The 24,580-nt window shown below is 56.4% G+C and carries 19 protein-coding genes and 2 CRISPR repeat arrays; of the genes, 9 read left to right on the forward strand and 10 right to left on the reverse strand.

Annotated features, from left to right (window positions below; translation table 11 throughout):
* Positions 1-11: 11 nt before the first annotated feature.
* From phnL to phnP, 5 genes are read left to right on the forward strand one after another with little or no spacing between them, the layout of a single operon-like run.
* Positions 12-716, forward strand: coding sequence for a phosphonate C-P lyase system protein PhnL (phnL, locus tag ACMGF7_RS05560; RefSeq protein WP_019453319.1), 705 nt, complete (start codon positions 12-14; stop codon positions 714-716).
* Positions 716-1,852: an alpha-D-ribose 1-methylphosphonate 5-triphosphate diphosphatase gene (gene phnM, locus ACMGF7_RS05565; protein ID WP_004933428.1), complete on the forward strand. Its 1,137-nt coding sequence runs from the start codon at positions 716-718 to the stop codon at positions 1,850-1,852. Before phnL ends, phnM begins: the two co-directional genes overlap by 1 nt.
* Positions 1,852-2,421 carry a ribose 1,5-bisphosphokinase gene (gene phnN / locus ACMGF7_RS05570; protein ID WP_033631639.1) on the forward strand — a complete coding sequence of 190 codons (570 nt, stop codon included), beginning with the start codon at positions 1,852-1,854 and terminating at the stop codon, positions 2,419-2,421. Before phnM ends, phnN begins: the two co-directional genes overlap by 1 nt.
* Positions 2,418-3,020 carry a DapH/DapD/GlmU-related protein gene (locus ACMGF7_RS05575; protein ID WP_015376431.1) on the forward strand — a complete coding sequence of 201 codons (603 nt, stop codon included), beginning with the start codon at positions 2,418-2,420 and terminating at the stop codon, positions 3,018-3,020. The genes phnN and ACMGF7_RS05575 overlap by 4 nt, the downstream gene beginning before the upstream one ends.
* Positions 3,021-3,032: 12 nt before the next feature.
* Complete coding sequence (gene phnP, locus ACMGF7_RS05580; RefSeq protein ID WP_164095761.1) at positions 3,033-3,815, forward strand: phosphonate metabolism protein PhnP; 783 nt, start codon at positions 3,033-3,035, stop codon at positions 3,813-3,815.
* On the opposite strand, the gene ACMGF7_RS05585 is transcribed toward phnP, so the two are convergent.
* Positions 3,772-4,404, reverse strand: a complete 633-nt coding sequence (locus ACMGF7_RS05585) for an NAD(P)H-binding protein (RefSeq protein WP_164095760.1) — start codon at positions 4,402-4,404, stop codon at positions 3,772-3,774. The two genes, phnP and ACMGF7_RS05585, sit on opposite strands and share 44 nt — an antisense overlap.
* A 30-nt stretch (positions 4,405-4,434) precedes the next feature.
* Positions 4,435-4,875, reverse strand: a complete 441-nt coding sequence (locus tag ACMGF7_RS05590; RefSeq protein ID WP_015376428.1) for a YhbP family protein — start codon at positions 4,873-4,875, stop codon at positions 4,435-4,437.
* A 435-nt stretch (positions 4,876-5,310) separates the two neighbouring features.
* Between ACMGF7_RS05590 and speFL the strand changes: the two genes are divergently transcribed.
* The 4 genes from speFL to ACMGF7_RS05610 all read left to right on the forward strand — a co-directional run bounded on the left by speFL (position 5,311) and on the right by ACMGF7_RS05610 (position 9,610).
* A complete protein-coding gene (gene speFL, locus ACMGF7_RS05595) occupies positions 5,311-5,415 on the forward strand; it encodes a leader peptide SpeFL (protein ID WP_004933443.1) in 105 nt (34 codons plus the stop codon).
* Between the two features lie 273 nt (positions 5,416-5,688).
* On the forward strand, positions 5,689-7,851 hold the full coding sequence (speF, locus tag ACMGF7_RS05600) for an ornithine decarboxylase SpeF (protein ID WP_420286389.1): 2,163 nt from the start codon (positions 5,689-5,691) through the stop codon (positions 7,849-7,851).
* A 62-nt stretch (positions 7,852-7,913) separates the two neighbouring features.
* On the forward strand, positions 7,914-9,230 hold the full coding sequence (potE, locus tag ACMGF7_RS05605; protein ID WP_325994715.1) for a putrescine-ornithine antiporter: 1,317 nt from the start codon (positions 7,914-7,916) through the stop codon (positions 9,228-9,230).
* 86 nt (positions 9,231-9,316) lie between these two features.
* Positions 9,317-9,610 carry a GIY-YIG nuclease family protein gene (locus ACMGF7_RS05610; RefSeq protein ID WP_325994716.1) on the forward strand — a complete coding sequence of 98 codons (294 nt, stop codon included), beginning with the start codon at positions 9,317-9,319 and terminating at the stop codon, positions 9,608-9,610.
* Positions 9,611-9,697: 87 nt separating this feature from the next.
* Positions 9,698-13,328: direct repeats of the CRISPR family, unit length 28 nt; unit sequence TTTCTAAGCTGCCTATACGGCAGTGAAC.
* 130 nt (positions 13,329-13,458) lie between these two features.
* Here the strand turns inward: ACMGF7_RS05610 and cas6f are convergent.
* The 8 genes from cas6f to ubiT form a co-directional block, all read right to left on the reverse strand.
* Positions 13,459-14,013, reverse strand: a complete 555-nt coding sequence (gene cas6f / locus ACMGF7_RS05615) for a type I-F CRISPR-associated endoribonuclease Cas6/Csy4 (protein ID WP_325994717.1) — start codon at positions 14,011-14,013, stop codon at positions 13,459-13,461.
* Between the two features lie 9 nt (positions 14,014-14,022).
* Positions 14,023-15,015, reverse strand: coding sequence for a type I-F CRISPR-associated protein Csy3 (gene csy3 / locus ACMGF7_RS05620; RefSeq protein ID WP_277496103.1), 993 nt, complete (start codon positions 15,013-15,015; stop codon positions 14,023-14,025).
* A gap of 12 nt (positions 15,016-15,027) precedes the next feature.
* Positions 15,028-15,993 (reverse strand): type I-F CRISPR-associated protein Csy2, encoded by a 966-nt coding sequence (csy2, locus tag ACMGF7_RS05625; protein WP_277496104.1) that lies wholly within the window; start codon positions 15,991-15,993, stop codon positions 15,028-15,030.
* A complete protein-coding gene (gene csy1 / locus ACMGF7_RS05630; protein ID WP_277496106.1) occupies positions 15,990-17,327 on the reverse strand; it encodes a type I-F CRISPR-associated protein Csy1 in 1,338 nt (445 codons plus the stop codon). Before csy1 ends, csy2 begins: the two co-directional genes overlap by 4 nt.
* Positions 17,328-17,700: 373 nt before the next feature.
* Positions 17,701-20,976 (reverse strand): type I-F CRISPR-associated helicase Cas3f, encoded by a 3,276-nt coding sequence (cas3f, locus tag ACMGF7_RS05635; protein ID WP_325994719.1) that lies wholly within the window; start codon positions 20,974-20,976, stop codon positions 17,701-17,703.
* On the reverse strand, positions 20,973-21,953 hold the full coding sequence (gene cas1f, locus ACMGF7_RS05640) for a type I-F CRISPR-associated endonuclease Cas1f (RefSeq protein ID WP_164123605.1): 981 nt from the start codon (positions 21,951-21,953) through the stop codon (positions 20,973-20,975). Before cas1f ends, cas3f begins: the two co-directional genes overlap by 4 nt.
* A 200-nt stretch (positions 21,954-22,153) precedes the next feature.
* A CRISPR array of direct repeats spans positions 22,154-23,008; the repeat unit is 28 nt; unit sequence TTTCTAAGCTGCCTGTACGGCAGTGCAC.
* Positions 23,009-23,352: 344 nt separating this feature from the next.
* On the reverse strand, positions 23,353-23,856 hold the full coding sequence (locus ACMGF7_RS05645; RefSeq protein WP_021504238.1) for a GNAT family N-acetyltransferase: 504 nt from the start codon (positions 23,854-23,856) through the stop codon (positions 23,353-23,355).
* Entirely contained in the window at positions 23,850-24,371 is a 522-nt protein-coding gene (ubiT, locus tag ACMGF7_RS05650; RefSeq protein ID WP_049187007.1) for a ubiquinone anaerobic biosynthesis accessory factor UbiT, read from the reverse strand. Before ubiT ends, ACMGF7_RS05645 begins: the two co-directional genes overlap by 7 nt.
* Positions 24,372-24,580: the final 209 nt, after the last annotated feature.

Below are 24,580 nucleotides of genomic sequence, written 5' to 3' on the forward strand. Positions count from 1 at the left end.
GGCGATAACAGATGACTATGCAAATCCGAGTTGAACATCTCAGTAAAACCTTTGTGCTGCATCAGCAGTACGGCACCCGCCTGCCGGTGCTGCACGACGCCAACCTGACGGTCCACGGCGGCGAATGCGTGGTGCTGCACGGCCACTCCGGCAGCGGCAAATCCACCCTGCTGCGCTCGCTGTACGCCAACTACCTGCCGGACAGCGGCCATATCTGGATCAACCACCAGGGCGACTGGCTGGACATGGTCAGCGCCGACGCGCGCCAAATTCTGGCCGTGCGCCGCCATACGCTGGGCTGGGTCAGCCAGTTCCTGCGGGTGATCCCACGCATCAGCGCGCTGGAGGTGGTGATGCAGCCGCTGCTGGAACAGGGCGTCGAGCGCGCCGAGTGCCGCGAACGCGCCGAAGCGCTGCTCGCTGCGCTCAACGTGCCGCAGCGCCTGTGGCCGCTGGCGCCGTCCACCTTCTCCGGCGGCGAGCAGCAGCGGGTGAACATCGCGCGCGGCTTTATCGTCGATTACCCGATCCTGTTGCTGGATGAACCGACCGCCTCGCTCGACAGCCGCAACAGCGCGGCGGTGGTGCAGCTTATCGAACGCGCCAAGGCGCGCGGCGCGGCGATCGTCGGCATTTTTCACGATGAAGGCGTCCGCCGACAGGTCGCCGACCGGCTTTATGACATGCAGGCGCCACAGGCGCTGGAGGCCCTCTGATGATCGTCAATAACGTTAAGCTGGTGCTGGATGACCAGGTGGTGCAAGGCTCGCTGGAGATGCAGGACGGCGTGATCCGCAGCTTCGCCGACGGCCCGAGCCGGCTGCCGCAGGCGCTGGACGGCGACGGCGGCTGGCTGCTGCCGGGGCTGATCGAGCTGCATACCGACAACCTGGACAAGTTCTTCACCCCGCGCCCGAACGTCGACTGGCCGGCCCATTCGGCGATGAGCAGCCACGATGCGCTGATGGTGGCCAACGGTATCACCACGGTGCTGGACGCGGTGGCGATCGGCGACGTGCGCGACGGCGGCCACCGGCTGGAAAACCTGCAGAAGATGATCGACGCGGTGATCCACAGCCAGCGCGCCGGGGTGAACCGCGCCGAGCATCGGCTGCACCTGCGCTGCGAGCTGCCGCACGAGAGCACCCTGCCGCTGTTCGAACAGCTGATGGACAAGCCGGGCGTGTCGCTGGTGTCGCTGATGGACCATTCGCCGGGCCAGCGCCAGTTCGCCTCGCGCGAAAAGTATCGCGAATATTATCAGGGCAAATACCACCTCAACGACCAGCAGATGAGCGAGTACGAGGAGCAGCAGGTCGCCCTGTCCGCCCGCTGGGCCGCGCCGAACCGCGAGGCGATCGCCGCCCACTGCCGCGCGCGCCGCATCTCGCTGGCCAGCCATGACGACGCCACCGCCGCGCACGTGGCCGAATCCTGCGCGCTGGGCAGCGCCATCGCCGAGTTCCCCACCACCGAGGCGGCCGCCCGCGCCTCGCACCAGCAGGGCCTGCAGGTGCTGATGGGCGCGCCAAACATCGTGCGCGGCGGTTCCCACTCCGGCAACGTGGCGGCGCACCACCTGGCGGCGCTGGGGGTGCTGGATATTCTCTCTTCCGATTATTACCCGGCCAGCCTGCTGGACGCGGCGTTTCGCCTCGCAGCGGACGAGCGCAACGCCTACGATCTGCCCCAGGCGGTGCGTATGATCACCCGCAACCCGGCGCGGGCGCTGGATCTGCAGGATCGTGGCACCATCGCCGAAGGATTACGGGCGGATCTGGTGCTGGCACGGCCGCACGGCGAGCACGTTTATGTGCAGAACGTGTGGCGTCAGGGCAGGCAGGTGTTCTGATGGCGCGGCTCATCTATCTGATGGGGCCTTCCGGCGCAGGCAAGGACAGCCTGCTGGCCGCGCTGCGGGCCGACGCCGACCGCGCGCCGCTGGTGGCGCACCGCTACATCACCCGGCCGGCGGACGCCGGCTGCGAGAATCACATCGCGCTGAGCGAACCCGAATTTCTGCGCCGCCGCGCCAAGGGGCTGTTCGCGCTCGACTGGCAGGCCCACCAGCAGCGCTACGCGTTCGGGATCGAAGTGGATCTTTGGCTGCTGCAGGGGATCGACGTGGCGGTCAACGGTTCGCGCGCCCACCTGCCGCAGGCACAGCAGCGCTACGGGGCGCAGCTGCTGCCGGTGTGCCTGCAGGTCAGCGCCGCGATCCTGCGCCGGCGCCTGCAGGATCGCGGGCGGGAAAGCGCCGAACAGATCGAGCAGCGGCTGGCGCGGGCGGCGGAATATCAGCAGAGCCTGCCCGCCGGCTGCCGGGTGCTGCACAACGACGGCCCACTCGACGACACCCTGGCGGCGCTGCTGGCGCTGCTGCCGACCTCTACCCGACAAACTCAGGACGCGACGCCATGAACGACTTCGCCCAGCCGAAAATCGGCGACAACGTGACCCTTAACCGCACCCGGCTCGGCCAGTATGTGCACCTAGCCGACGATGCGATCCTGGAAGAGGTGGAGATGGGGGACTACTCCTACACCGCCGGGCACAACCAGATCTTTTACGCCACTATCGGCAAGTTCGTCTCCATCGCCTCCTATGCGCGCATCAATCCCGGCAACCACCCGACCTACCAGCGCATCGCGCAGCACCACTTCACCTACCGCGCTTCCGAATACGGGCTGGGGGAAGACGACGCGGCGTTCTTCGACTGGCGGCGCGAGCACCACGTCACCGTCGGCCACGACGTGTGGATCGGCCATAACGCCATCCTGATGCCGGGCGTCAGCGTCGGCAACGGCGCGGTGATCGGCAGCGCGGCGGTGGTCACCAAAGACGTGGAGCCCTACAGCATCGTCGCCGGCGTGGCGGCCAAAAAGATCGGCATGCGCTTTGACGACGCGCTGATAGAACGCATCGAACGCAGCCAGTGGTGGCACTGGGATCACGCCACGCTGCAGGCGCGGCTGGCGGATTTTCGCGACATCAACCGCTTTGCGCAGAAATACCTTTAACGGAGGGGAGCGATGCAACTGACCTTTCTCGGCACCGGCGGCGCGCAGCAGGTGCCGGTGTTCGGCTGCGACTGCCCTATCTGCCAACGGGCGCGGCGCGAGCCGGCATTTCGGCGGCGAGCGTGCAGCGCCATGCTCAACTATCAGGGGGAAACGACCTTATTGGATGCGGGATTACCGGCTTTGGAGCGGCGATTTTCGGCGGGGCAAATTCAACGTTTTTTACTGACACATTACCACATGGATCACGTTCAGGGGTTATTTCCTTTGCGTTGGGGGTGCGGAAATTCCATTCCGGTATATGGCCCGCCGGATGAACAGGGCTGCGACGACCTGTTCAAACACCCCGGCATTTTGGCGTTTCAGCCGCCGCTGGCGCCCTTCGCCACCGTCGAACTGGGCGGCATGCGCATCACCCCGCTGCCGCTGCAACACTCCAAACTGACCCACGGCTATCTGATCCAGGCGGCGGGCGCTGCGCTGGCCTACCTGACCGACACCGTCGGCCTGCCGCCGGCCACCGCCGACTATCTGCAGAACGTGGCGCTGGATCTGCTGGTGCTCGACTGCAGCCTGCCGCCTCAGCCGCAGGCGCCGCGCAACCACAACGATCTGACCCGCGCGCAGGAGACGCAGCGGTTGCTGCAGCCCAAACGCACGCTGCTGACGCACATCAGCCATCATCTCGATCTGTGGCTGCTGGACCACGAACTACCCGCCGGGCTGGAGCTGGCGTTCGATCACCTCAGCGTCAGCCTCGGTAGCAGTGCAGCCGGTCCGACTCCAGCACCCTGACCCCTTCGCCCGGCGTGAACGCCTGCTGCAACAGCGTCTGCGCCACGTCTTTGGCGGCGACCGCCCGCCATTTGCCGGGCAGCAGCCTGAACAGCGGCAGCGTGAGGCGCTCCATCAGGCGCGGCGCAGGGCGATCCCCCACCAGCATGGAAGGCCGCACCAGCGTCAGGCGCGGCCAGTATTGTTCGCGCAGCGCCTGCTCCATCTCGCCTTTGGTGCGGTTATACAGGAAGGTGGAATGCGCATTGGCACCCAACGCGCTCACCACCAGACAGTGCTGCGCCCCCAACCGGCGGCCGGTCAGCGCGCTCTCCACCACCAGTTGGTAATCGACGTAGCGGAAGGCATCGGCGCTGCCCGCCGCCCGGCGGGTGGTGCCCAGGCAGCAGAACACCAGATCGACCGGCTGCTGCAGGCCGCTCAGCAGCTCGAACAGCGCATCGCCGACCGGATTGGTCAGCTTGCCGTGCGGCGGCAGCGGCGTGCGCGTCGGTGCCACGATGGCCGTTATCTGCGGATCGCTTTGCAACCGCTGCAGCAACTCGCACCCCACCAGCCCGGTTGCGCCGACTAACAGTGCTCGCGCCATGCGATCTCCCGTTGTAATCAATACGTCGACTTAAAGTATAGACCGCGCCCAGTGCAGCTTCTTGCCGAAGCCGAGGGTGTTGTCGGTCATCTTCACCTCGTGCAGATCCAGCCGCCAAACCGAGGCCTTCATCGCCCTGGCGATCGGGAAGCGCTTGCAGTAACGCGCGCGCGCCGCCTCGGCCTCTTCGCCGCTCAGCAGCACCGCCTCGGCGCGGTACTGCACGCCGCGGATCAGCGCGATGCTTTTCGGCTTCGGCGCGATGGTGCCGACCACCCGGCCGTTGTTCAGCATCAGCCCGCCGTGGCGGGTGTGCGGTTCGGTCATCAGCCACAGCGCCATCGTCGCGGCGTCGAACACGTAAAAACAGTTGGCGCACCACATGTCGAGGCCGTCGCCGGCGCACAACGTCAAGACGTGTTGTTTACCGATAAAATCCGCAATCTGCTGCCGTTGTTCTGGGGTATTCAAGGTTACTCGCCTCCCGGTTCACTCACACTTCATCTTACCCTGCGTTGTTGAAGCGAGTCACAAATAACGATAATCACCAAAAATCCCATGCGAATATAAAATCACAATATCTGTATTTTTACTCATTTCAGCATCAGGCGGGTTTATAACATAAATAACACAATGCGGATTTATTTGATCGTTATGCAGCCGGTTATTTGACCGCTTTTTTTATTCCTTCTCGGGTGGCATCAAAATTAAGCGCTCAAGGCCCGCGAACATTAGCAATTCATTTACATGCCAACCTCTGCGCCTGGATGATACTTATGCAACACATTGCATAACCGGTGAATAGTTATTTATCAAAACCGGCATTTATGTGATTCTCATCACAATTTTTAGTGCATCTTGCGCTAAAATAGCGCCATCTTTTCACTCAGCAAGGTGGATTAGAAAATGGAAAACAATAACCGAAAAATGGCGCACATCAGGCGTACAACCCATATTATGATGATGGCTCATCGCAGCTGCTTTAGCTTCGCATTCTTCAACTACAGATAACCCTCCCCCTCGCTCTTACACCGTTGTTAAGAGTGTCTTTGCGTTTCACTTTATTCTCCGCACTCCGGTGATAATGTCTTTTTCTCGCTAAGCGGGAAGGGCGCGCAATACATTTTTAATTTCGGCCAAGCGCATCCAATATAAATAAAACAGCGAACACAGTTAATGCCTTTCGGCATCACTGGGTTCTCGCACACCTTTATTTTCGTGAAGGCGTTAGCGGCAAATGAAATTATTTGTCGGCGGAATGCCTTTGCCTGAAGAATGAGAAAAATGAAAAAACTAAAAATTGCCGCCAACACCCAAACCCTCGGCTGCTTTGAAACTGAACGCGACATCGTCGATGTGCATCACAGCGATTTCAATGACGTCGCCGCCATCGTGCTGTCGGTAGACGACGTCGCGCAAGGCATGGTGGCGCGCATCGAAGAACACGGCCTGAACATTCCGCTGTTCGTCGCCGTCTGCTGCGAAGAAGAACTGGATAACGCCGTCTTGCCGGCGCTGCATGGCGTGTTTGAGCTGTGCGGCAAGAATACCCAGTTCTACGGCAAACAGCTGGAAGCCGCCGCCGCCAAATATGAGAGCGAGCTGCTGCCGCCGTTCTTCAACACGCTGACGCAGTATGTGGAAATGGGCAACGCCACCTTCGCCTGCCCCGGCCACCAGGGCGGCGAGTTCTTCCGCAAACACCCGGCGGGCCGCCAGTTCTTCGACTTCTACGGCGAAACGATTTTCCGCTCCGACATGTGCAACGCCGACGTCAAACTGGGCGACCTGTTGATCCACGAAGGCGCGCCTTGCGCCGCGCAGCAGCACGCCGCCAAGGTGTTCAACGCCGACAAGACCTACTTCGTGCTCAACGGCACCTCGGCCTCGAACAAGGTGGCGACCAACGCCCTGCTGACGCGCGGCGACCTGGTGCTGTTCGACCGCAACAACCATAAATCCAACCACCACGGCGCGTTGATCCAGGCCGGCGCTACGCCGGTTTACCTGGAAACCGCCCGTAACCCGTTCGGCTTTATCGGCGGCATCGACGCGCACTGCTTCGACGAACGCTACCTGCGCCAGCAGATCCGCGAAGTGGCGCCGGAACGCGCCAACGAGGCTCGCCCGTTCCGCCTGGCGATCATCCAGCTCGGCACCTACGACGGCACCATCTACAACGCCCGCCAGGTGGTCGACAAAATTGGCCACCTGTGCGACTACATCCTGTTCGACTCCGCCTGGGTGGGCTATGAGCAGTTCATTCCGATGATGAAAGACTGCTCGCCACTGCTGCTGGAACTGAACGAAAACGATCCCGGCATCATCGTCACCCAGTCGGTGCACAAACAGCAGGCCGGTTTCTCGCAGACCTCGCAGATCCACAAAAAAGACAAGCACATCAAGGGGCAGAGCCGCTACTGCAACCACAAGCGCTTCAACAACGCCTTTATGCTGCACGCCTCCACCAGCCCGTTCTACCCGCTGTTCGCCGCGCTGGACGTCAACGCCAAGATGCACGAGGGCAAAAGCGGCCAGCGCCTGTGGCAGGAGTGCGTGCGCGTGGGTATCGAAGCGCGCAAAATGCTGCTGGATACCTGCACGCTGATCAAACCGTTCGTGCCGGATCAGATCGACGGCAAGCCGTGGCAGGCCTATGACACCGCGGCGATGGCCAACGATCTGCGCTTCTTCAACTTCGTGCCCGGCGAGAAGTGGCACGCCTTTGAGGGCTATGCCGAGTCGCAGTACTTCGTCGATCCGTGCAAACTGCTGCTCACCACGCCGGGCATCGATACCGCCACCGGCAGCTACAGCGAGTTCGGCATCCCGGCGACCATTCTGGCCAACTACCTGCGTGAAAACGGCATCGTGCCGGAAAAATGCGATCTCAACTCGATCCTGTTCCTGCTGACGCCGGCGGAAGACATCGCCAAGATGCAGCATCTGGTGGCCCTGATCGCCCGCTTCGAGAAGCACATCGAGCAAAACTCATTGCTCAGCGAGGTGCTGCCTGCGGTCTATAAAAACCACCAGCAGCGCTACAAAAACTACACCATCCGCCAGCTGTGCCAGGAAATGCACGACCTTTACGTCAGCTATGACGTTAAAGAACTGCAAAAAGAGATGTTCCGCAAAAGCTATTTCCCACGCGTGGTGATGAACCCGCAGGACGCCAATACCGAGTTCGTGCGCGGCAATGTGGAATTGGTGTCGCTGGCCAAGGCCGAGGGCCGCATCGCCGCCGAAGGCGCCCTGCCTTACCCACCAGGCGTGCTGTGCGTGGTGCCCGGCGAAATTTGGGGCGGCGCCGCGCAGCGTTATTTCCTGGCACTGGAAGAAGGCATCAACTTATTGCCGGGATTCGCGCCGGAATTGCAGGGCGTTTATATCCAACAGGATGAGGACGGCTGGAACCGCGCTTACGGCTACGTCATGAAAAATTAATCACCTTACGGGGCGGTGATTATTCTCGCCGCCCGGATCGCATCCTAAAAGAGAAAATGATCATGAGTAAGTCCAATAATAAAATGGGGGTCGTGCAATTAACGATCCTGACCGCCGTGAATATGATGGGTTCCGGCATAATTATGCTGCCGACCAAGTTGGCCGAAGTGGGCACGATTTCGATCGTTTCCTGGCTGGTGACCGCCGTCGGCTCGATGGCGCTGGCCTACGCCTTCGCCAAATGCGGCATGTTCAGCCGTAAATCCGGCGGCATGGGCGGCTACGCCGAATACGCCTTCGGTAAATCAGGCAACTTTATGGCGAACTACACCTATGGCGTTTCGCTGCTGATCGCCAATATCGCCATCGCCATTTCCGCCGTCGGCTACGGCACCGAGCTGTTTGGCGCTACGCTCAGCCCGCTCGGGATCTGCATCGCCACCATCGGCGTGCTGTGGCTTGCGACCGTCGCCAACTTCGGCGGCGCACGCATCACCGGCAAAATCAGCGGCATCACCGTCTGGGGCGTGATCATCCCAGTGGTGGGCATCTCGGTCATCGGCTGGTACTGGTTCAGCGGCAACGCCTACGTCGCCGCCTGGAACCCGCATCAGGTGCCGACCTTCGAAGCCATCGGCGCCTCGATCTCGATGACCTTGTGGGCATTCCTGGGGCTGGAATCCGCCTGCGCCAACACCGACGTGGTGGAAAATCCGGAGCGCAACGTGCCGATCGCCGTACTGGGCGGCACCCTCAGCGCGGCGGTGATCTATATCGTTTCGACCAACGTGATCGCCGGCATCGTGCCGAACATGGATCTGGCCAACTCCACCGCCCCGTTCGGGCTGGCGTTCTCCCACATGTTCAACCCGACGGTCGGCAAGATCATCATGGCGTTGATGGTGATGTCCTGCGTCGGCTCGCTGCTCGGCTGGCAGTTCACCATCGCTCAGGTGTTCAAATCCTCCGCCGACAGCGGCTTCTTCCCGAAAATCTTCTCCAGGCTGAGCAAGGCCGACGCGCCGGTTAAAGGCATGCTGACCATCGTCGTCATCCAGAGCGGCCTGTCGCTGATGACTATCAGCCCGTCGCTGAACAAGCAGTTCAACGTGCTGGTGAACCTGGCGGTGGTGACCAACATCATCCCGTACATCCTGTCGATGGCGGCGTTGGTCATTATTCAGAAAGTGGCGAAGGTGCCGGACAACAAGGCGCGCATCGCCAATATCATCGCCGGCATCGGCGCGCTGTACAGCTTCTATGCGCTTTACAGCTCCGGTGAGGAAGCGATGATGTGGGGCGCCATCGCCACCTTCCTCGGCTGGACGCTGTACGGCATCGTCTCGCCGCGTTTCGAGCTGGCGGGAAAAAAGGGGTAAAGCGGTAAGGCACCGGCGGCCGGGGATGGGATTGTGATGGCGAACATGCCATCATACGCCGACCCTGGCCACCGAAACGGCGTACGATGACCGACACTACCCCCACTCCCTGGCACCTCTATATGCTGCGTTTACCGAGCGGCATACTGTATACCGGCATCACCACCGACGTGGCGCGCCGTCTGGCGCAGCATCAGGCCGGCAAAGGTGCCAAGGCGCTGCGCGGCAAAGGGGAGCTGACGCTGGCGTTTCACTGCCAGGTGGGGGATCGCTCAACGGCGCTGAAGCTGGAATACCGCGTCAAACAGCTGAGCAAAATACAAAAAGAGCGGCTGGTGAATCACCCGCCACTGTCGTTGGCGTATTTGCTTCCCCGTTAACAGGTGTCGGTAAAGTTTTATCCCTTCTATTCGACCTGCCTGGACGGCAGTGAACTGATGGCAAGACGCTCGCGGCCGGCCGCCGAATTTCTAAGCTGCCTATACGGCAGTGAACGTTTCTGGCGGAACTGAGGCGGAATTGCCATATTTCTAAGCTGCCTATACGGCAGTGAACTATGCAGGGAGTATAGTTTATGCCTTTTAAATTTCTAAGCTGCCTATGCGGCAGTGAACCGATCGCGGCACTGACCACTCAGCAATCCGGTTTTCTAAGCTGCCTATGCGGCAGTGAACGCCAGTCGACGGCGCCGGTTTCATCCTCGATCTTTCTAAGCTGCCTATGCGGCAGTGAACATGTTCAGTTGTTGGTTAATGGATTATCCCTTTTTCTAAGCTGCCTATACGGCAGTGAACTTTTCATTTTCTGGCGTTATCGACATGAGCCATTTCTAAGCTGCCTATACGGCAGTGAACATACGCAAGGCAGGGCGTGAGCAGGCCGCACATTTCTAAGCTGCCTATACGGCAGTGAACTGCGATGCGCCACAAAAGTGATTTTCCTCGATTTTCTAAGCTGCCTATACGGCAGTGAACATGATGCGGTATGGATTTGTATATTCCCCAGATTTCTAAGCTGCCTATACGGCAGTGAACACGGCCGGCTGCGCGGCACGCTGCAGTTCTGTTTTCTAAGCTGCCTATACGGCAGTGAACTCCCGCCCAATCATCATGAAGCATTTCGCACATTTCTAAGCTGCCTATACGGCAGTGAACTAGCAGAACTCCAAATCAGATTAGTGAAGGCCTTTCTAAGCTGCCTATACGGCAGTGAACAAATTGGGGACACCTCTGTTTCTTGGAAATTTTTTCTAAGCTGCCTATACGGCAGTGAACTAATCTGATACGGCGATTTGCCCGGCATGTGATTTCTAAGCTGCCTATACGGCAGTGAACTATGCAGTAATGGTAGCTGGTGATGGGGTTGATTTCTAAGCTGCCTATACGGCAGTGAACCCGTGCTGCATGACAGGACGCATCAAATCGGTTTTCTAAGCTGCCTATACGGCAGTGAACACGCAGTTTTTCCGCTACACCAACGCCGATCATTTCTAAGCTGCCTATACGGCAGTGAACCATGTGATGACCATCACAGAGCAGCTTTCCGATTTCTAAGCTGCCTATACGGCAGTGAACGATCGGCGCCATTTCATAAGTGTGGAGTAATATTTCTAAGCTGCCTATACGGCAGTGAACTTTCAGCGCGAGGCATATACTCCTTATCGATTTTTCTAAGCTGCCTATACGGCAGTGAACACAGCATCGCTGTAGAGGCGGTCGTCTATTTCTTTCTAAGCTGCCTATACGGCAGTGAACAACACCGCAGGAGATTGGACGACATCCCTTGCTTTCTAAGCTGCCTATACGGCAGTGAACTACCTCTGATATCACCTGAGCACGGTTTAATTTTTCTAAGCTGCCTATACGGCAGTGAACCTGCCCGTTAGCCTCAATGATGGGGGCATTCATTTCTAAGCTGCCTATACGGCAGTGAACAATCAGAGAGTAGGCGGGCGCCTGGTTGCCATTTTCTAAGCTGCCTATACGGCAGTGAACACGGTATTTGTGGTAAAAATAAAGCCCCGCATTTTCTAAGCTGCCTATACGGCAGTGAACATGCCGGCGGCTTGCTGTTGAGGACTTACCACTTTCTAAGCTGCCTATACGGCAGTGAACATCACATCATTGGCCACGGACAGGGTGGCATGTTTCTAAGCTGCCTATACGGCAGTGAACAGAATGTCTATTTCATCAGGTACGGCAATACCTTTCTAAGCTGCCTATACGGCAGTGAACATCCCACCAGCTGACGTTGCCGGAGCTGTGCTTTTCTAAGCTGCCTATACGGCAGTGAACTCAATAAGGGCACCATATTACGCCGCGGTGATTTTCTAAGCTGCCTATACGGCAGTGAACCGCAAAGGTGCGCCAGAGCAGGTGATGGATAATTTCTAAGCTGCCTATACGGCAGTGAACGACAGCCCCGCCTCATACCAGCGCCGCTGATAGTTTCTAAGCTGCCTATACGGCAGTGAACATCCGGTTGTAAGTTCCTCCGTCTGCTCCTGTTTTCTAAGCTGCCTATACGGCAGTGAACTAGCGCATTTCCCAGGCCACGGCGCGCGCGTTTTTCTAAGCTGCCTATACGGCAGTGAACTGCGTTCTTGTCTGCGTCGGCAAAGATGATCATTTCTAAGCTGCCTATACGGCAGTGAACACTGCTCAGTCGTTAGTGTCATGCATCCCCCTTTTCTAAGCTGCCTATACGGCAGTGAACCGTTGACCTCGTGCTCGGCGGGTTCTGGCGGATTTCTAAGCTGCCTATACGGCAGTGAACGCTGACGAACAAGATCGGCTGGCCATGCTGTTTTTCTAAGCTGCCTATACGGCAGTGAACCGCTGCAGCGCATCAATGCCGGCGTTCTGGCTTTTCTAAGCTGCCTATACGGCAGTGAACGAATCCCGCGCAACGGAGGCCGATACACTGGATTTCTAAGCTGCCTATACGGCAGTGAACTGGTTTTGAATGCCAATGCGTCAGCGCTGATGTTTCTAAGCTGCCTATACGGCAGTGAACGCCGGCGGCCATTGGAACACTGCTGAAGCATGTTTCTAAGCTGCCTATACGGCAGTGAACGTTGTACAAATAGCCGGGTTCCCTCCCGGCCATTTCTAAGCTGCCTATACGGCAGTGAACCTCCTGCATCCCAGCTAAGGTGTCATGCTTCATTTCTAAGCTGCCTATACGGCAGTGAACGTAGATACAGAGAATCACCACCAGCAACCGGTGTTTCTAAGCTGCCTATACGGCAGTGAACCCGGTATTCGCATCCCGGCCCACTCGCTCCAATTTCTAAGCTGCCTATACGGCAGTGAACGATCAAGGAACTGGTAAGCAAGATGCGGTTCTTTTCTAAGCTGCCTATACGGCAGTGAACCAGAAGTAATGCCAGCAAAGAAAACAAACAGCTTTCTAAGCTGCCTATACGGCAGTGAACATAAATTACCCCTTATTGTTGACTACCAGCTTTTTTCTAAGCTGCCTATACGGCAGTGAACTCTTTTCGGCGGGCTTCGTTGGGCGACATGATTTTCTAAGCTGCCTATACGGCAGTGAACGACGAGAAGCTGATCCGGATAGGGTTGCAGATTTTCTAAGCTGCCTATACGGCAGTGAACAGAGTACCGCCTGAATTCCGCAAGATGCCATCTTTTCTAAGCTGCCTATACGGCAGTGAACGCAGCGGGTTCCCCAAATCGAAGAACCTGACTTTTCTAAGCTGCCTATACGGCAGTGAACTGGTGACGCTCAGCACGAAGCGCTCGCATCTGTTTCTAAGCTGCCTATACGGCAGTGAACAGGTGAAAGACGCTACCACCCGAACATTTGACTTTCTAAGCTGCCTATACGGCAGTGAACAGCAGGCCGACGTAGTTTACAACGACTACAATTTTCTAAGCTGCCTATACGGCAGTGAACATTTAAATCGGACGCAGAATTATCAGCGCGGTTTTCTAAGCTGCCTATACGGCAGTGAACGAAATGGTTGGCATGGTTGGAGAGCGAGTAATTTTCTAAGCTGCCTATACGGCAGTGAACATGGTCTATGCAGGTAACTCCTGCATCAGATATTTCTAAGCTGCCTATACGGCAGTGAACTGAACGAAAAAATCACTAACGATCTGATTATTAAAGAACAACAGGCAAATACCTCGGTTTACCCCTAATTTTTCAGATACCGTTCAGAGGCAACAAAATCAATGTGTTACCTCTGAACGAAAAAAAAGGGTTAAAACCAAGGCACCGTAGCGGACGCGCTCAACCCATAGAAACTAAAAACGCCCGGCGTTGGTTTTTCCTGTAATTGGCCCTGTTTCACGAACAAGCGAAAATGTTGTCCGGTGGAGAGACTTTTCAAGGCAATAAAGGGCAATGAGGTTCGCTGCTCGTTCGCCATCGGTATTCTTTCCCGTGCCTGTTCTTCAGTCAGCCAACCTTTATTGACGGCCCGGCGGCGTATACGCTCTACGCTACTCTTTACCTGAACTCTGCTGACCGTACGAAACGCCGTCTCAGCAGGTACGGCCTGGATGGGCGATAGGTCGGTATAGTCCCGCAGTCCTTTAAGCCAGTCGAATCCCCCCAGCGCCGTCAGCGCATCGTGGCGGCCATGCAACCGCAAAATGGCGCCCGGCGTACGTTGCATCTGCGGAAAGCTGATACCGATATCACCTTTGCCATAGGCAGCCAGCGCCCGATGCAACTTGGCGAACAATGCCGACAACAGAGTGGGTTCGCTGAACTCAGGATCGGGCAATACGCGGACGTCCTGATAATGATCCATGGTATCCCCTTATTCGCCTTTTTCGCCAAATACGCCGCCACGGATCAGCACCGCCATCACGTAGTGCTGCTGTTCAACCGACGGTTTCTCCTCTTTAATCACCCAGCGGTCGAGTAGCGTGTAAAAATCCATCTTTTCCTTTGGCTGACGGCAGGCGATGCCACGGCTGGTCACCGACCCATAAGGTTCTACGGCGATCGCGCCAAGAGAATCCGCCTGAGAATGCCAGGTATCGATAGTGCGTAAAGCGTTACCGACTTTCTGCGAGTGCATCGCGGCAACGCCATCTACCTGATACAGCAACTTACTTTTCTTACTGTTGCTGTCTAATACCAGCTCCTGAGAAGGGAAAATTTCCTGCCCATTCCCCAGGCGTACAAACGCCTCGACATTGAACAAAGCAAAACTTTCGCCCGCCAGGCCGCGCTCAATTTCTGCCGCCAGCTCGCCTAGCGCTCCCTTAGGTTGACTAAACTCGCGCAGGCTGTAGTCATGCGCGTTGAATTCCCAGGTTTTACTGCCGGTCACTCGCACGACGATCTTTTCAGCCCCCACGCGGTTACGCCACAAAAAGCGCCCATTCGCCAGGTTCTCGGCATAACGCGCGGCTAAAGCACCAAAACCATGCTCGGCGATATAGCCCTCGATCACCGCCTGCAGCGCATTTTGATAGTCCTGATCGTTACAGACCGACGGCATCGCCAAATTGCCCAACACGCGCAGCGTGAACGCCACCTTTAGGGTGTCGGCATTTTGCGGCAGCGCCGCAACATCAACCGTTTGCAGGTTTGGCTTCTGAATTTCTGCATCAAGCTTGGCGGGATCGCTGGTAATCGCGTTTTTCAGGCGGTTAGAGATAGTCCCACGCACCGCCTTTTCTTTAATGCCGACAGGCTGCCAGCTATCGGTTCCCCACTCGCCCGCCAACATGATGGCGTCCGAGTTTGCCAATTTGCGTTCAAATGCCAACACCGAAGCGGTTTTAATCGTTGATTTAGCCATTGCAATAATCCTTTAAAAGTCGTCGAGATAAATTGAGTCAGCGGATTCATCATCCTGCGGAATCACTGCAGACGGGGTACGGCAGTAATAGCCGTTATCGGTCGTTTGATAGCGCCAGAACAGCGCGGATAAATCGTGAATACGATGCAGACCACACCATTCACCCACGCCGTAAACGGCTTCAGCGAAGCAGAACGGCGTTGACGCATCGCGCGCATTCAGCACTTCACCCGCCGGGTAGAGAGGAGAAATACGCTGATAACCCGTCATCAGCGGCACTAAATAGCCAGGTTGAGGTTTGCCTACGTATTCCCAATCAGCCTTGTCTCCCACTTCGGGCGTTTTATCCTGATGAGTGGGCACCGCCTGCATTTTCAATGCGGCGAAGTCGAGCCAGGCATCCAACATTTCCGCCTGCGGCCGATATTGTTTTAGCGCCGTGAAATGTTGCTGCAACAGCTCTGAACGGTCCAACAAGGCAAAGCCGGGTAACAACCGGCACACTAAACGCCGCACGTCATCTGGCTGCTGCGGATAGCCGCGCACGCTCACGCCACGCAGCCGCGTAATGCTGCCACCGGCCAGTTTTTGCGTTTGGCATAAGCGGTAAAGGTGTTCTTGCAACTGATCCAAGCCAATATCGCCGTTGGCAATTTCGCCGGTGCATTCAATCACCAGCGAGACCGTCATGTGCATGCGCCCTTCTTCATTAAAGGCGGCGGTTTTAGCCTCTTTAGTCAATGGATTGCGCGTCAACGCGAACTGGTAGTCACGCCCCGATGAATAGGCATGAATTTGGCGCCGATGGCATATCACACCACAACCGCCCAGCATTAAGCCGTGGCTGGCCTGTAACTTGCGCGACAGCGCATGCACATAGCCGAGGAAATGACTGATGGCTGGAAAACCGTAGGTCAACCCCGCCACCGCGTTGGCATTCTCAACCTGAAGATGACGCAATACGATCACATGGCTCATTTGAGATCCTCCGCCAGCGCGTCTTCCAGCTCTCTTAGCCGTTGCCGGAACAGCGGCGCAGTGCGCCACTCTCGGCGCTCCACCATTCCCATATTCATCGATTCACGACTCAACTGACGACTCAGCCAAACGGCGAAGTCATCGGCAATATCAACCTGCCACGCTTCCTTTTCCCGTTCGGCTCTGAACAGCTCGTCGTTCATACTCCGGAAGGGATCGAGCCATAGCTGCTGCGCCGGTTTCAGCTCGCAATTATCGTTACGGCTCCAGCCGCACCATTCCTCACGTTGAATATCTGCTGCAACGTTAAACAGCATGTCGATGATCTGATCGATATAATCTTGGCGACGTCGACGGATCTCTTTGGTGCTTTCCCGCTCCTGTACCCCAAGCAAGAAATGCCTCAGCTGCGCCACGATGCCACGTACCAGATAGCTGAACGGCCCGCGCCGATCAAATATGGATTTACAGCCATAAGGCGGCTTATCCAGGCTTTGCCAGTCCGGCGGCGTACATGGCAGCAGCCACACTCGGCCGCCACGTGCGCTGTTAAGGTAGGAAATATTCTGCGGTTTGGTGCCGCCCATATTCATCACCGCCGTCTGCGGGAAATAGGTCAGCTGCTGCGGGTGCCACTGCCCCGCTCTGCGCGCCTGATTGACCTCTTTGGTTTCGTCGCTGAAACGTACGTGCAGCAAACGATCGTGCAATGCCTGGGCAAGGGAGGAAGAAAACAGCGGGCTCAGCAAATGATAATCGTCCCCCACCGGGAAATAGATCTGCTTGGCCAACTTATGCGAACTGGGTTGTTTGTTCATCAGCGCCTGGCTAAAACCGAGAACCCACTGTTCAAGCTGCTCAGCATTTTCAGCCAGCTCAGCTAACGCCGAACAATCCTGCCGCTGTAAGCAGGCCAGCAGAGAATCGCCTTGATGCTCAGTTTGCAGCAGTTTGGCAACATCCAGCGCGGCGGCATTGCCGACGGCATCCACAGCTGGCTTTGGCAATGTAGCCGTCGACAGGTAACGTTCATCACCTTCCACCTCCCCATACACGCTGCTGCCTTTGGCATCGCTGTGAGTGTATTTGGCGGCATGGGTGACCAGGCTAATTTGCCCGGCACGCGCGGCGGCGTCCGTTAACCAGGCCCGCACCTCATAACGCTGCTCCAGATCGCGCCGTTCCTGCGCCAACTGCTGTTGCAACACACCCTGTTCGGCCTCCGTTGCTGCCGCCAGCTTCTTTTGCGCGTCCTTGTCGAAGGCTTCCAGCTTGGGCTCTCGCCTCCCTTCTATGTAGGTCACGATAAAAGAAGCCAGTCCTTGTTGTGGCATATTGAGCTCCTTGTGCTGTTTAACGGTTCAGGGTTATCACAGAAAAGAAGTTATTGTTCCCCTGAGTGAAATCAACATTATTATGTTGAATATAAACGGGTTTTAATAAAACCATGCACACAATTACCAAACTGCATGCCAGATAAAAATTGTGACCGGTTGGTTGCTTCATTTTTACTCACCCTCATTTCACCATGAGCAAAAAATACACTCCGACAAGAGAAATATCAACACCTATATACAAAGTATAAAATTGGTTGTGAGGTGGCGTTTTTAACACGATTTCACTACACTCTTTTCACTGCCGTTATGGGCAGCTTAGAAATATATGCAAAGCATAAGCATGACACTGCCGCACAGGCAGCCCGCGCCCTCATTTGAGGGCGCGGAACACTCCAAGCGCCGGATGGAAGCGCCACGTATCGGTGTCGTCCTCATCCAGCTTGCGTAAATTGATTTCGCCAAACCTCTCGCTGATCTGCGCAAATTCCATCCCCAGCGTATCCGCCAGCCGGCGGTATAGCTGCGGATAATCGTTATCCATCCAAAGGCTGTTGCCATCCACTAATGCCAGACTCGGGTAGTCAAAATCACCGCTCTGTTTACTGCCGCTGGAGCCTGCGTCGCGATTCACAAACACCATGCTTTCTTCGTCTTCCTCCAGAGACAGGTAATACTGTGTTTCTTTGGCAGACTGACGGAATGGGTAGCGCCGTTGCATCTCAGCATTCCAGCTCAGGGGATAACGCCACCACAGAGCGGCGCTTTCTATGGTTTTCTGCGTACCCAGTAACGTTTCCCACAACCGGCGATGCTCCAGATCGACCAAATTCTCGAACAGGGGCCCCTTACCGGCGCCTTGCCGTTCGCGGATCCGTGGGATAGCGCTGGGGAACTGGTACTGCTGAGGTAACAGCAACGCCTGCAGATCGTGGCTGGCTAACCGGAAATGCCGGGATTCGAACCCCGGCCGGCAATACGCCAGGCCTTCGTTATTTCGCTCGCGCAGCGCTTTAATGTTTTTATTGAGAATTAACAAATTAGGCGTTACCGGCGGCTGCTGTCGGTGCCGCTGAATACGCCCCGCCAATTGGATAAGCGAGCGCATGGAGCTGGGTTCGGCGATTGCCCAATCCAGATCCCAGTCACGCCCAACCTCCGCGACCGGTGAAGCCAGTACGACAAAAAGATGGTTCGATTCATCATCACACGCGACAGCCCGCTTGATCTCCTCTACCTCCCATAATGCTTCCGGTTGGTGGCGCGTCAGCGTGGCATCCAGCCGCCGTTCGATATGCGAACGCATCGCCAAAGGATGCTGACTGTGGTAAACGCAATAATGAATGCGGTAACCGGCCGGTGGAGCGAGTTGCATCAAGCATTGTGCTACCGCCACTAACGGATCGATATTCGCCATGCGAATCAGGCCGATGGAGACTCTCTTACCGCTTGTATGCTGCTGGCAGTGATGCTGATGCAGTTGGATAATGGCAGAGTGCAAACAGGCCGCAACAGCCTCCAACACCACCTCTTTTTGCCGCCCCGCAACCACGACGGGCAACAATTCCGCCTGACGCAAAGGCGTTAGCTGTTCCAGCTTGCCGATACGCTGCGTGACAAAACGGGTGTGCTCATCTAAAAACCTAGGCGCTTTATCGATCTCAGCACTGATAGCGCCATGCTCATCGAACCAGGCGCAGCAAACGTTCAGCGGGGTGCCCGGCTCGGAGCAGGAACGTTGATACTCGCGTCTGCCGGTGCAGTAAGCGTTAAACAGCGCCTGCACCAACGCAGGGGGAAGCGTCGCGGACGAAAGCAACACGCGGGTACCCAGCATTCCTGCCCAGTTAACCAAACGGCAGAGCGCCGGCAAGTCAGCAATATCGAAGTCATCCGGCTCATCCAGCACCAGATCGGCGGTGAGCAGGCGCAACATCGGGGCTATTTGCCGCCCGCCGCGAACGCCCTCCGTCGCCGGGATGAGGTAATCGATAGTGCTGACCAAGACCGGTGCACTGATCAACTTGTGCAGGCGGCTATCCTGGGCCAGCCAGCGACTCAGGCGGCCATCATCCAGCGAACCGTCGTAACGGACATACTGATGTTCGGCAAATAGCGCCTCAGCGGAAACGCTGCCGACATCTGAAACAGGGGTCTTATGCAGTTGCTGAACGGCCGTGGAACCGATCATCACGGCGAGATCGTCGTCTTGTAAATGCAGCCGGTCACGTAACGCATCGCCAGTTTGCAGCGTCAACGTACGCAGGCCAAGCGCAATACTGAAACGGCATCCCTCCTGTTCATCCGCCAATGCATACATGATTCGGGCGTTAGCAAATGTTTTTCCGCAGCCGGTCGACGCCATATTCACGCCAAAAAAGCCTTGTTTAACCGAACGCTGCCGCAGTGCGGCCGCGACGTCGTAGGCCTTGTCCTGCCAGCGATATCTTTCGTGTGCAGAGCGGCGTTTGAAGCCTTTGTGGCGAGTGATGGCGGGCAGCGTTTTGCGTACATGCGGCAGTAAGCGCCCTAAAAGCAACGCGCCTTGCCCTACGCCAATATTATGTTCGTCCAGCTGCTGTTTACGCTGGCCGGTCTGACGATCGGTATTCGCCCATGCCGCATACCCAGGCGCCTGCCAATCGGTTACCGCCGGCCCAGCGGAATAGACGTGATCCGCCAACATCAGCGCCAAGCGCGCCAAATGAACGGCAAACTGTTGATCCAGATTGCCGAATTGAACCAATGAACCAAGTTGTTGAGCGCGCTTGGCCAGCTTTTGCGCTTTCGCGCACCATAAGGCACTTCGCAGCGGTGTGCCTTGCGGGAACTGCCATACCTGAGCGAAATCCTTCGGTTCCCAGTCACTGTGATCCTGATTCGTCGAGTTCCAGCATGCGTTAAGCTGATTTTCCAACCAACTGTCACTGCAAGCAAAGTCTGGGGTATCACGATAACGTTCGGCATCATCTTGCCGGGGATATGCCGGTAATCGATGGTGAGCCACTATCAGCCAGCCAATCACCTGCGCCAAAGGAGGTAAGGTTTTGAACGGGCTGTCAGACATCCCTTGCCTATCGCGATACAAGCGCTGTAATAGAGCCGGTTCATCCTCTGCGGTAATTTCAGCTAACGCGGCCAACCACTGCTTATCTTGCCGCTGACCGACAAAGGCCTGGAACAAACGCAGAGAAATCCATTCGTGGCGATACGGCTGAAACCGTTTCGCCCCTGCTTGTATCAACCCCGCCTGAAACAACGCATTCGCTTTACCAAAGTCATGAAACAGCCCGGCTATCCCCGCCATCAAGGCCATCGCCTCAGCGCTGTGCCAGTGGTTCTCATCCTGGCTTTTCAAAACATCGCGGGCGGTGCTGTTGGTCGGCACGGTTCCCTGAACGTTAAACCTGCGCGGATTGCCTACCACCCATAGCAGGTCCGTCTGATTAGCTCCCCGGATCCAGTGGCAGGCAACCGCAGTATTTCGGCGCGCCGTCTTACGCAATGCGCGCCGTAACGTGTCCAGCCCCTGCAGAGTAATAGCCGTTTGCCAAGTGCGATCACCCTTTCGTTCTGCGAACTGATCAAGAATTTTACGCGTTTGAGTGAGTGCGAACTTATTGCATTGCGAGATTAGCAGAATATTCATGAAGTGCCCGCCCCTAAACGTAAGGCGGTTTCTTGTAAGGTATCGATCATCAGATCCAATGCGTCGGCACGCTGAAAACCATTCAGGCAACGTTGCCTAAAGTCTTGCTCTTCTTCCCCCGCCATCGCCGCGATGAAGGCTTGGGGCAAAATCAATGCATCTTTTATCAAGTCCGCCACGTCGAAAACTAACCCGCCGCGCCGCGTTTTGCCATGCAAGACGGCTAAACCGTGGGGCAAGCCGGTCACCCAGGTTGCCGTTGCCGCCAGCCCATAAGCCAGATAATTACCGTGATCGAGAAAACGGTTAGCCAGATCGCTGCCGCCACCACGCTTGGCGCGAATAAAATCGCCATAGCTGACCGCTTCCGCCGCTAACTTATACAGCGCTTTAGTCATTACGGCTTCTTGCAACATCAATTCATTGTGCGTTGTACTCTCGCTGAGCTTTGACTGATAGCGCTCAACCAACGCCAATAACCGCTCTTCATTCAATACAAAACCGTCTTCGCGCTGCATTCGGGCACCCAGCCAATGTCGTTTAATTTGCTCGATACGCACCTGTTGAAAAATTCGGGCGGCCGCCAGCCTTTTTGCCTCATCGAACCAAAAACTTACCCAGTTCTGAAGGTATTCCGTAGGACGATACTCGCTCTGAGGAGTCAGCCACGAGACGGCGACTTCCACTTCGTTGGCAGCAAATAGGGGTGTCCCTCCGCCGCCACAGAATCCGACTAAAACGCCGGCGCGAGCAAATTCACGCATTGCAGCCTGCGTGACCGAGGTTCCGGTTCCCAACATGATGGCGGTGGTGTTGGCAATGGGGATATTCCAGTACAGGGACTGCTTTCCTTCATCCGTGACATATTCGACGCGGCCGCCATTCACTAGAACGCGACAATATTGCAGGTAATACAAATTTGCTCGTTTCGAGTGCAATATTGTTTTTAACTCAGAGGGGGAGAGGGTATTTTTCATTGTTATATTTCTTATCCATAATGAAATAATTACAATTAAAATAAATAACAAGCAATGCAGATCAATGCCAGCGACACCAACGTTCTACCACGTTTTTCCAGGGAAATCCGTTGCAACCGAGTCAATATTCATCAATCAGAAAAATAAAATCATCCACTTATTGATCACTGCCGGAATCTACCAAATACATATTACTTTTTCCTATATTCTGCCTGTACGGCAGTGCACTCGGTGGAATCGCTGCAAAATTTCTAAGCTGCCTGTACGGCAGTGCACTGTACCGTCCGCCGGTGACACAAACCGGTTACTTTCTAAGTTGCCTGTACGGCAATGCACAGCCCGATCGCCATCGTGCGGAAGCTGAATGGTTTCTAAGCTGCCTGTACGGCAGTGCACTCCGACAGGCGCAGCAGGTGACGCTACTCAGCTTTCTAAGCTGCCTGTACGGCAGTGCACCCGGTGCGGGTCAACTGCAGGTGCTCGGCGTTTTTCTAAGCTGCCTGTACGGCAGTGCACGCCAAAAAGTGGGACGCAGCCAACGCTATCAATTTCTAAGCTGCCTGTACGGCAGTGCACTGAATCTGCTTTGTGATGTGGCTTGCTGGCTTTTCTAAGCTGCCTGTACGGCAGTGCACCCAATTTTCACCCCTCAAGATATCACCGGCGATTTCTAAGCTGCCTGTACGGCAGTGCACCCGATACGGCCCAGCTTGATAGCTGCCTTGATTTTCTAAGCTGCCTGTACGGCAGTGCACGATATGGAACACCGTTCACCCGAATGTTGCCTTTTCTAAGCTGCCTGTACGGCAGTGCACACCATGTCATGCTCTGGGCTGAATCCAGACTTTTTCTAAGCTGCCTGTACGGCAGTGCACGAAGTCGCTGCCGGCTTCGTAGTCCGGCGTTTTTTCTAAGCTGCCTGTACGGCAGTGCACTCGCATCCTTTTTCCCAGACTCGCCTTTTTTATTTCTAAGCTGCCTGTACGGCAGTGCACACCGCCCAGGTAACTGACAGCACTGGCATGCTTTTCTAAGCTGCCTGTACGGCAGTGCACTGTTGAAGATTAGCGCTAATCAGCTGATTGTCTAAAGAAAATCTATCTGTTGTGTCAAAAAACCTTTTTAAAATCACTTAAATACTTATCATAAAAAATCAATAAGTTAAATTGGCCGCTCAAAACAGGGTTCGCAAGTAAGACTGGAGAAAAGAGTCGCTTTCAAATCTATGAAAGAAAATTGGCGGGCACCCAGATTGGTATTATCACCAATCGCATTAGCCCAATAGCCAGTTATATACAGCTGGTGAAACTGGAGTTTTGACTCAAACAGCTGAGCAAAATACAAAAAGAGCGGCTGGTGAATCACCCGCCGCTGTCGTTGGAGGATTTGTTGCCGATCGTTAAAAGCGATTAAACGGCGCCGAAAAAGCCACTTCGCCGCTGACGCCATTCAGAGCGTCTTGCGCCAGCGGATACACCTGGAATGCGCTTTCCGTGTCCGGCCAGCGACAATTCAGGCCATAGGCGGCTGCCGGTTTGAAGCCGAAGCGGCCGTAATAGGCCGGATCGCCCAGCACTACCACCGCGGCGTAGCTGAATTCGTTCAGCGAGTCCAAGCCTTCGTACACCAGCTTTTCAGCCAGCCCCTGACGGCGCAGGCTTTCATCAACCGCCAGCGGCGCCAGCGCCACCCATTGGCGGTCTTCGCCGGCCACGTCTACCGGGCTGAACGCGGCGTACCCCACCACCCCGCCTTCGTCGTCGGTGGCGACCACGCCCAGCGTCAGCAGGCCGTCTTCGCGCAGCTGCTGCACCAAATCAGCTTCGTCGTCGCGGCCAAAGGCGCGGCGCAGCAAGGCATCGATGCCCGCCGCGTCTACCGGGATCTCTACGCGGATCAGCATGATACCGCCACACGGGAAGCCGACGCCGTGCCCTCCTGCAGCCCTGCTTCGACAAAATCAGCCAACTGCAGCAGCCCCATGCGCAGCGGCGCAGGCATGCTTTCCAGCTCGATGGCGTCCATCAAATTTTTCACATACAGGCCCAATTCGGTATCCCCTTCAATCTGCAGCCGACGCTGAAAGAACAGCGTATCCGGATCTTGCTTGCGCGCCGCGATCAGGATCAGATCGTTGGCGTCGCCGCTGAAGCTGACGTCCGCTTCGGCGTGCTGGCTGACCACCAGTTTGTCGTTTTCTACCGTCATAAACCAGTGTAGCGCCAGATCGCGAACTTCGATCTTTAACCAGCGCGATTCGAGAAATTCCAGTTCGCCATCCGCCAACGCCTGGCGGAACTGCCAGCTCAGCACCTGTTGCAGCAGCTGGCGCTGCAGGGCGAACGGCGTGAATTTCAGCGGGATGCGCAGCAGCGACGGCCCCTGGCGCACAAGGCGTGCTCGTAGTTGTTCCAACACGGTCATCCACTCCTTTCAATACGGACTACCGCTATTTTGCCACACTGGCGCGCGGCTTCAGCGGTCTATATCAACAAATAGTGCATTTCACCGCCATGTTTATCAATACGCCATAAGCTGCCCCAAATCAAAACCTGTGCGCACCCCTTCGCCTAAAATGGCCTCCCCGATTCGCGTTTGCCGGCGGAACACCGCCGCCGGCAACCTTT

Source organism: Serratia sp. BNK-17 (genome assembly GCF_048684935.1).
Lineage (GTDB): Bacteria > Pseudomonadota > Gammaproteobacteria > Enterobacterales > Enterobacteriaceae > Serratia > Serratia nematodiphila.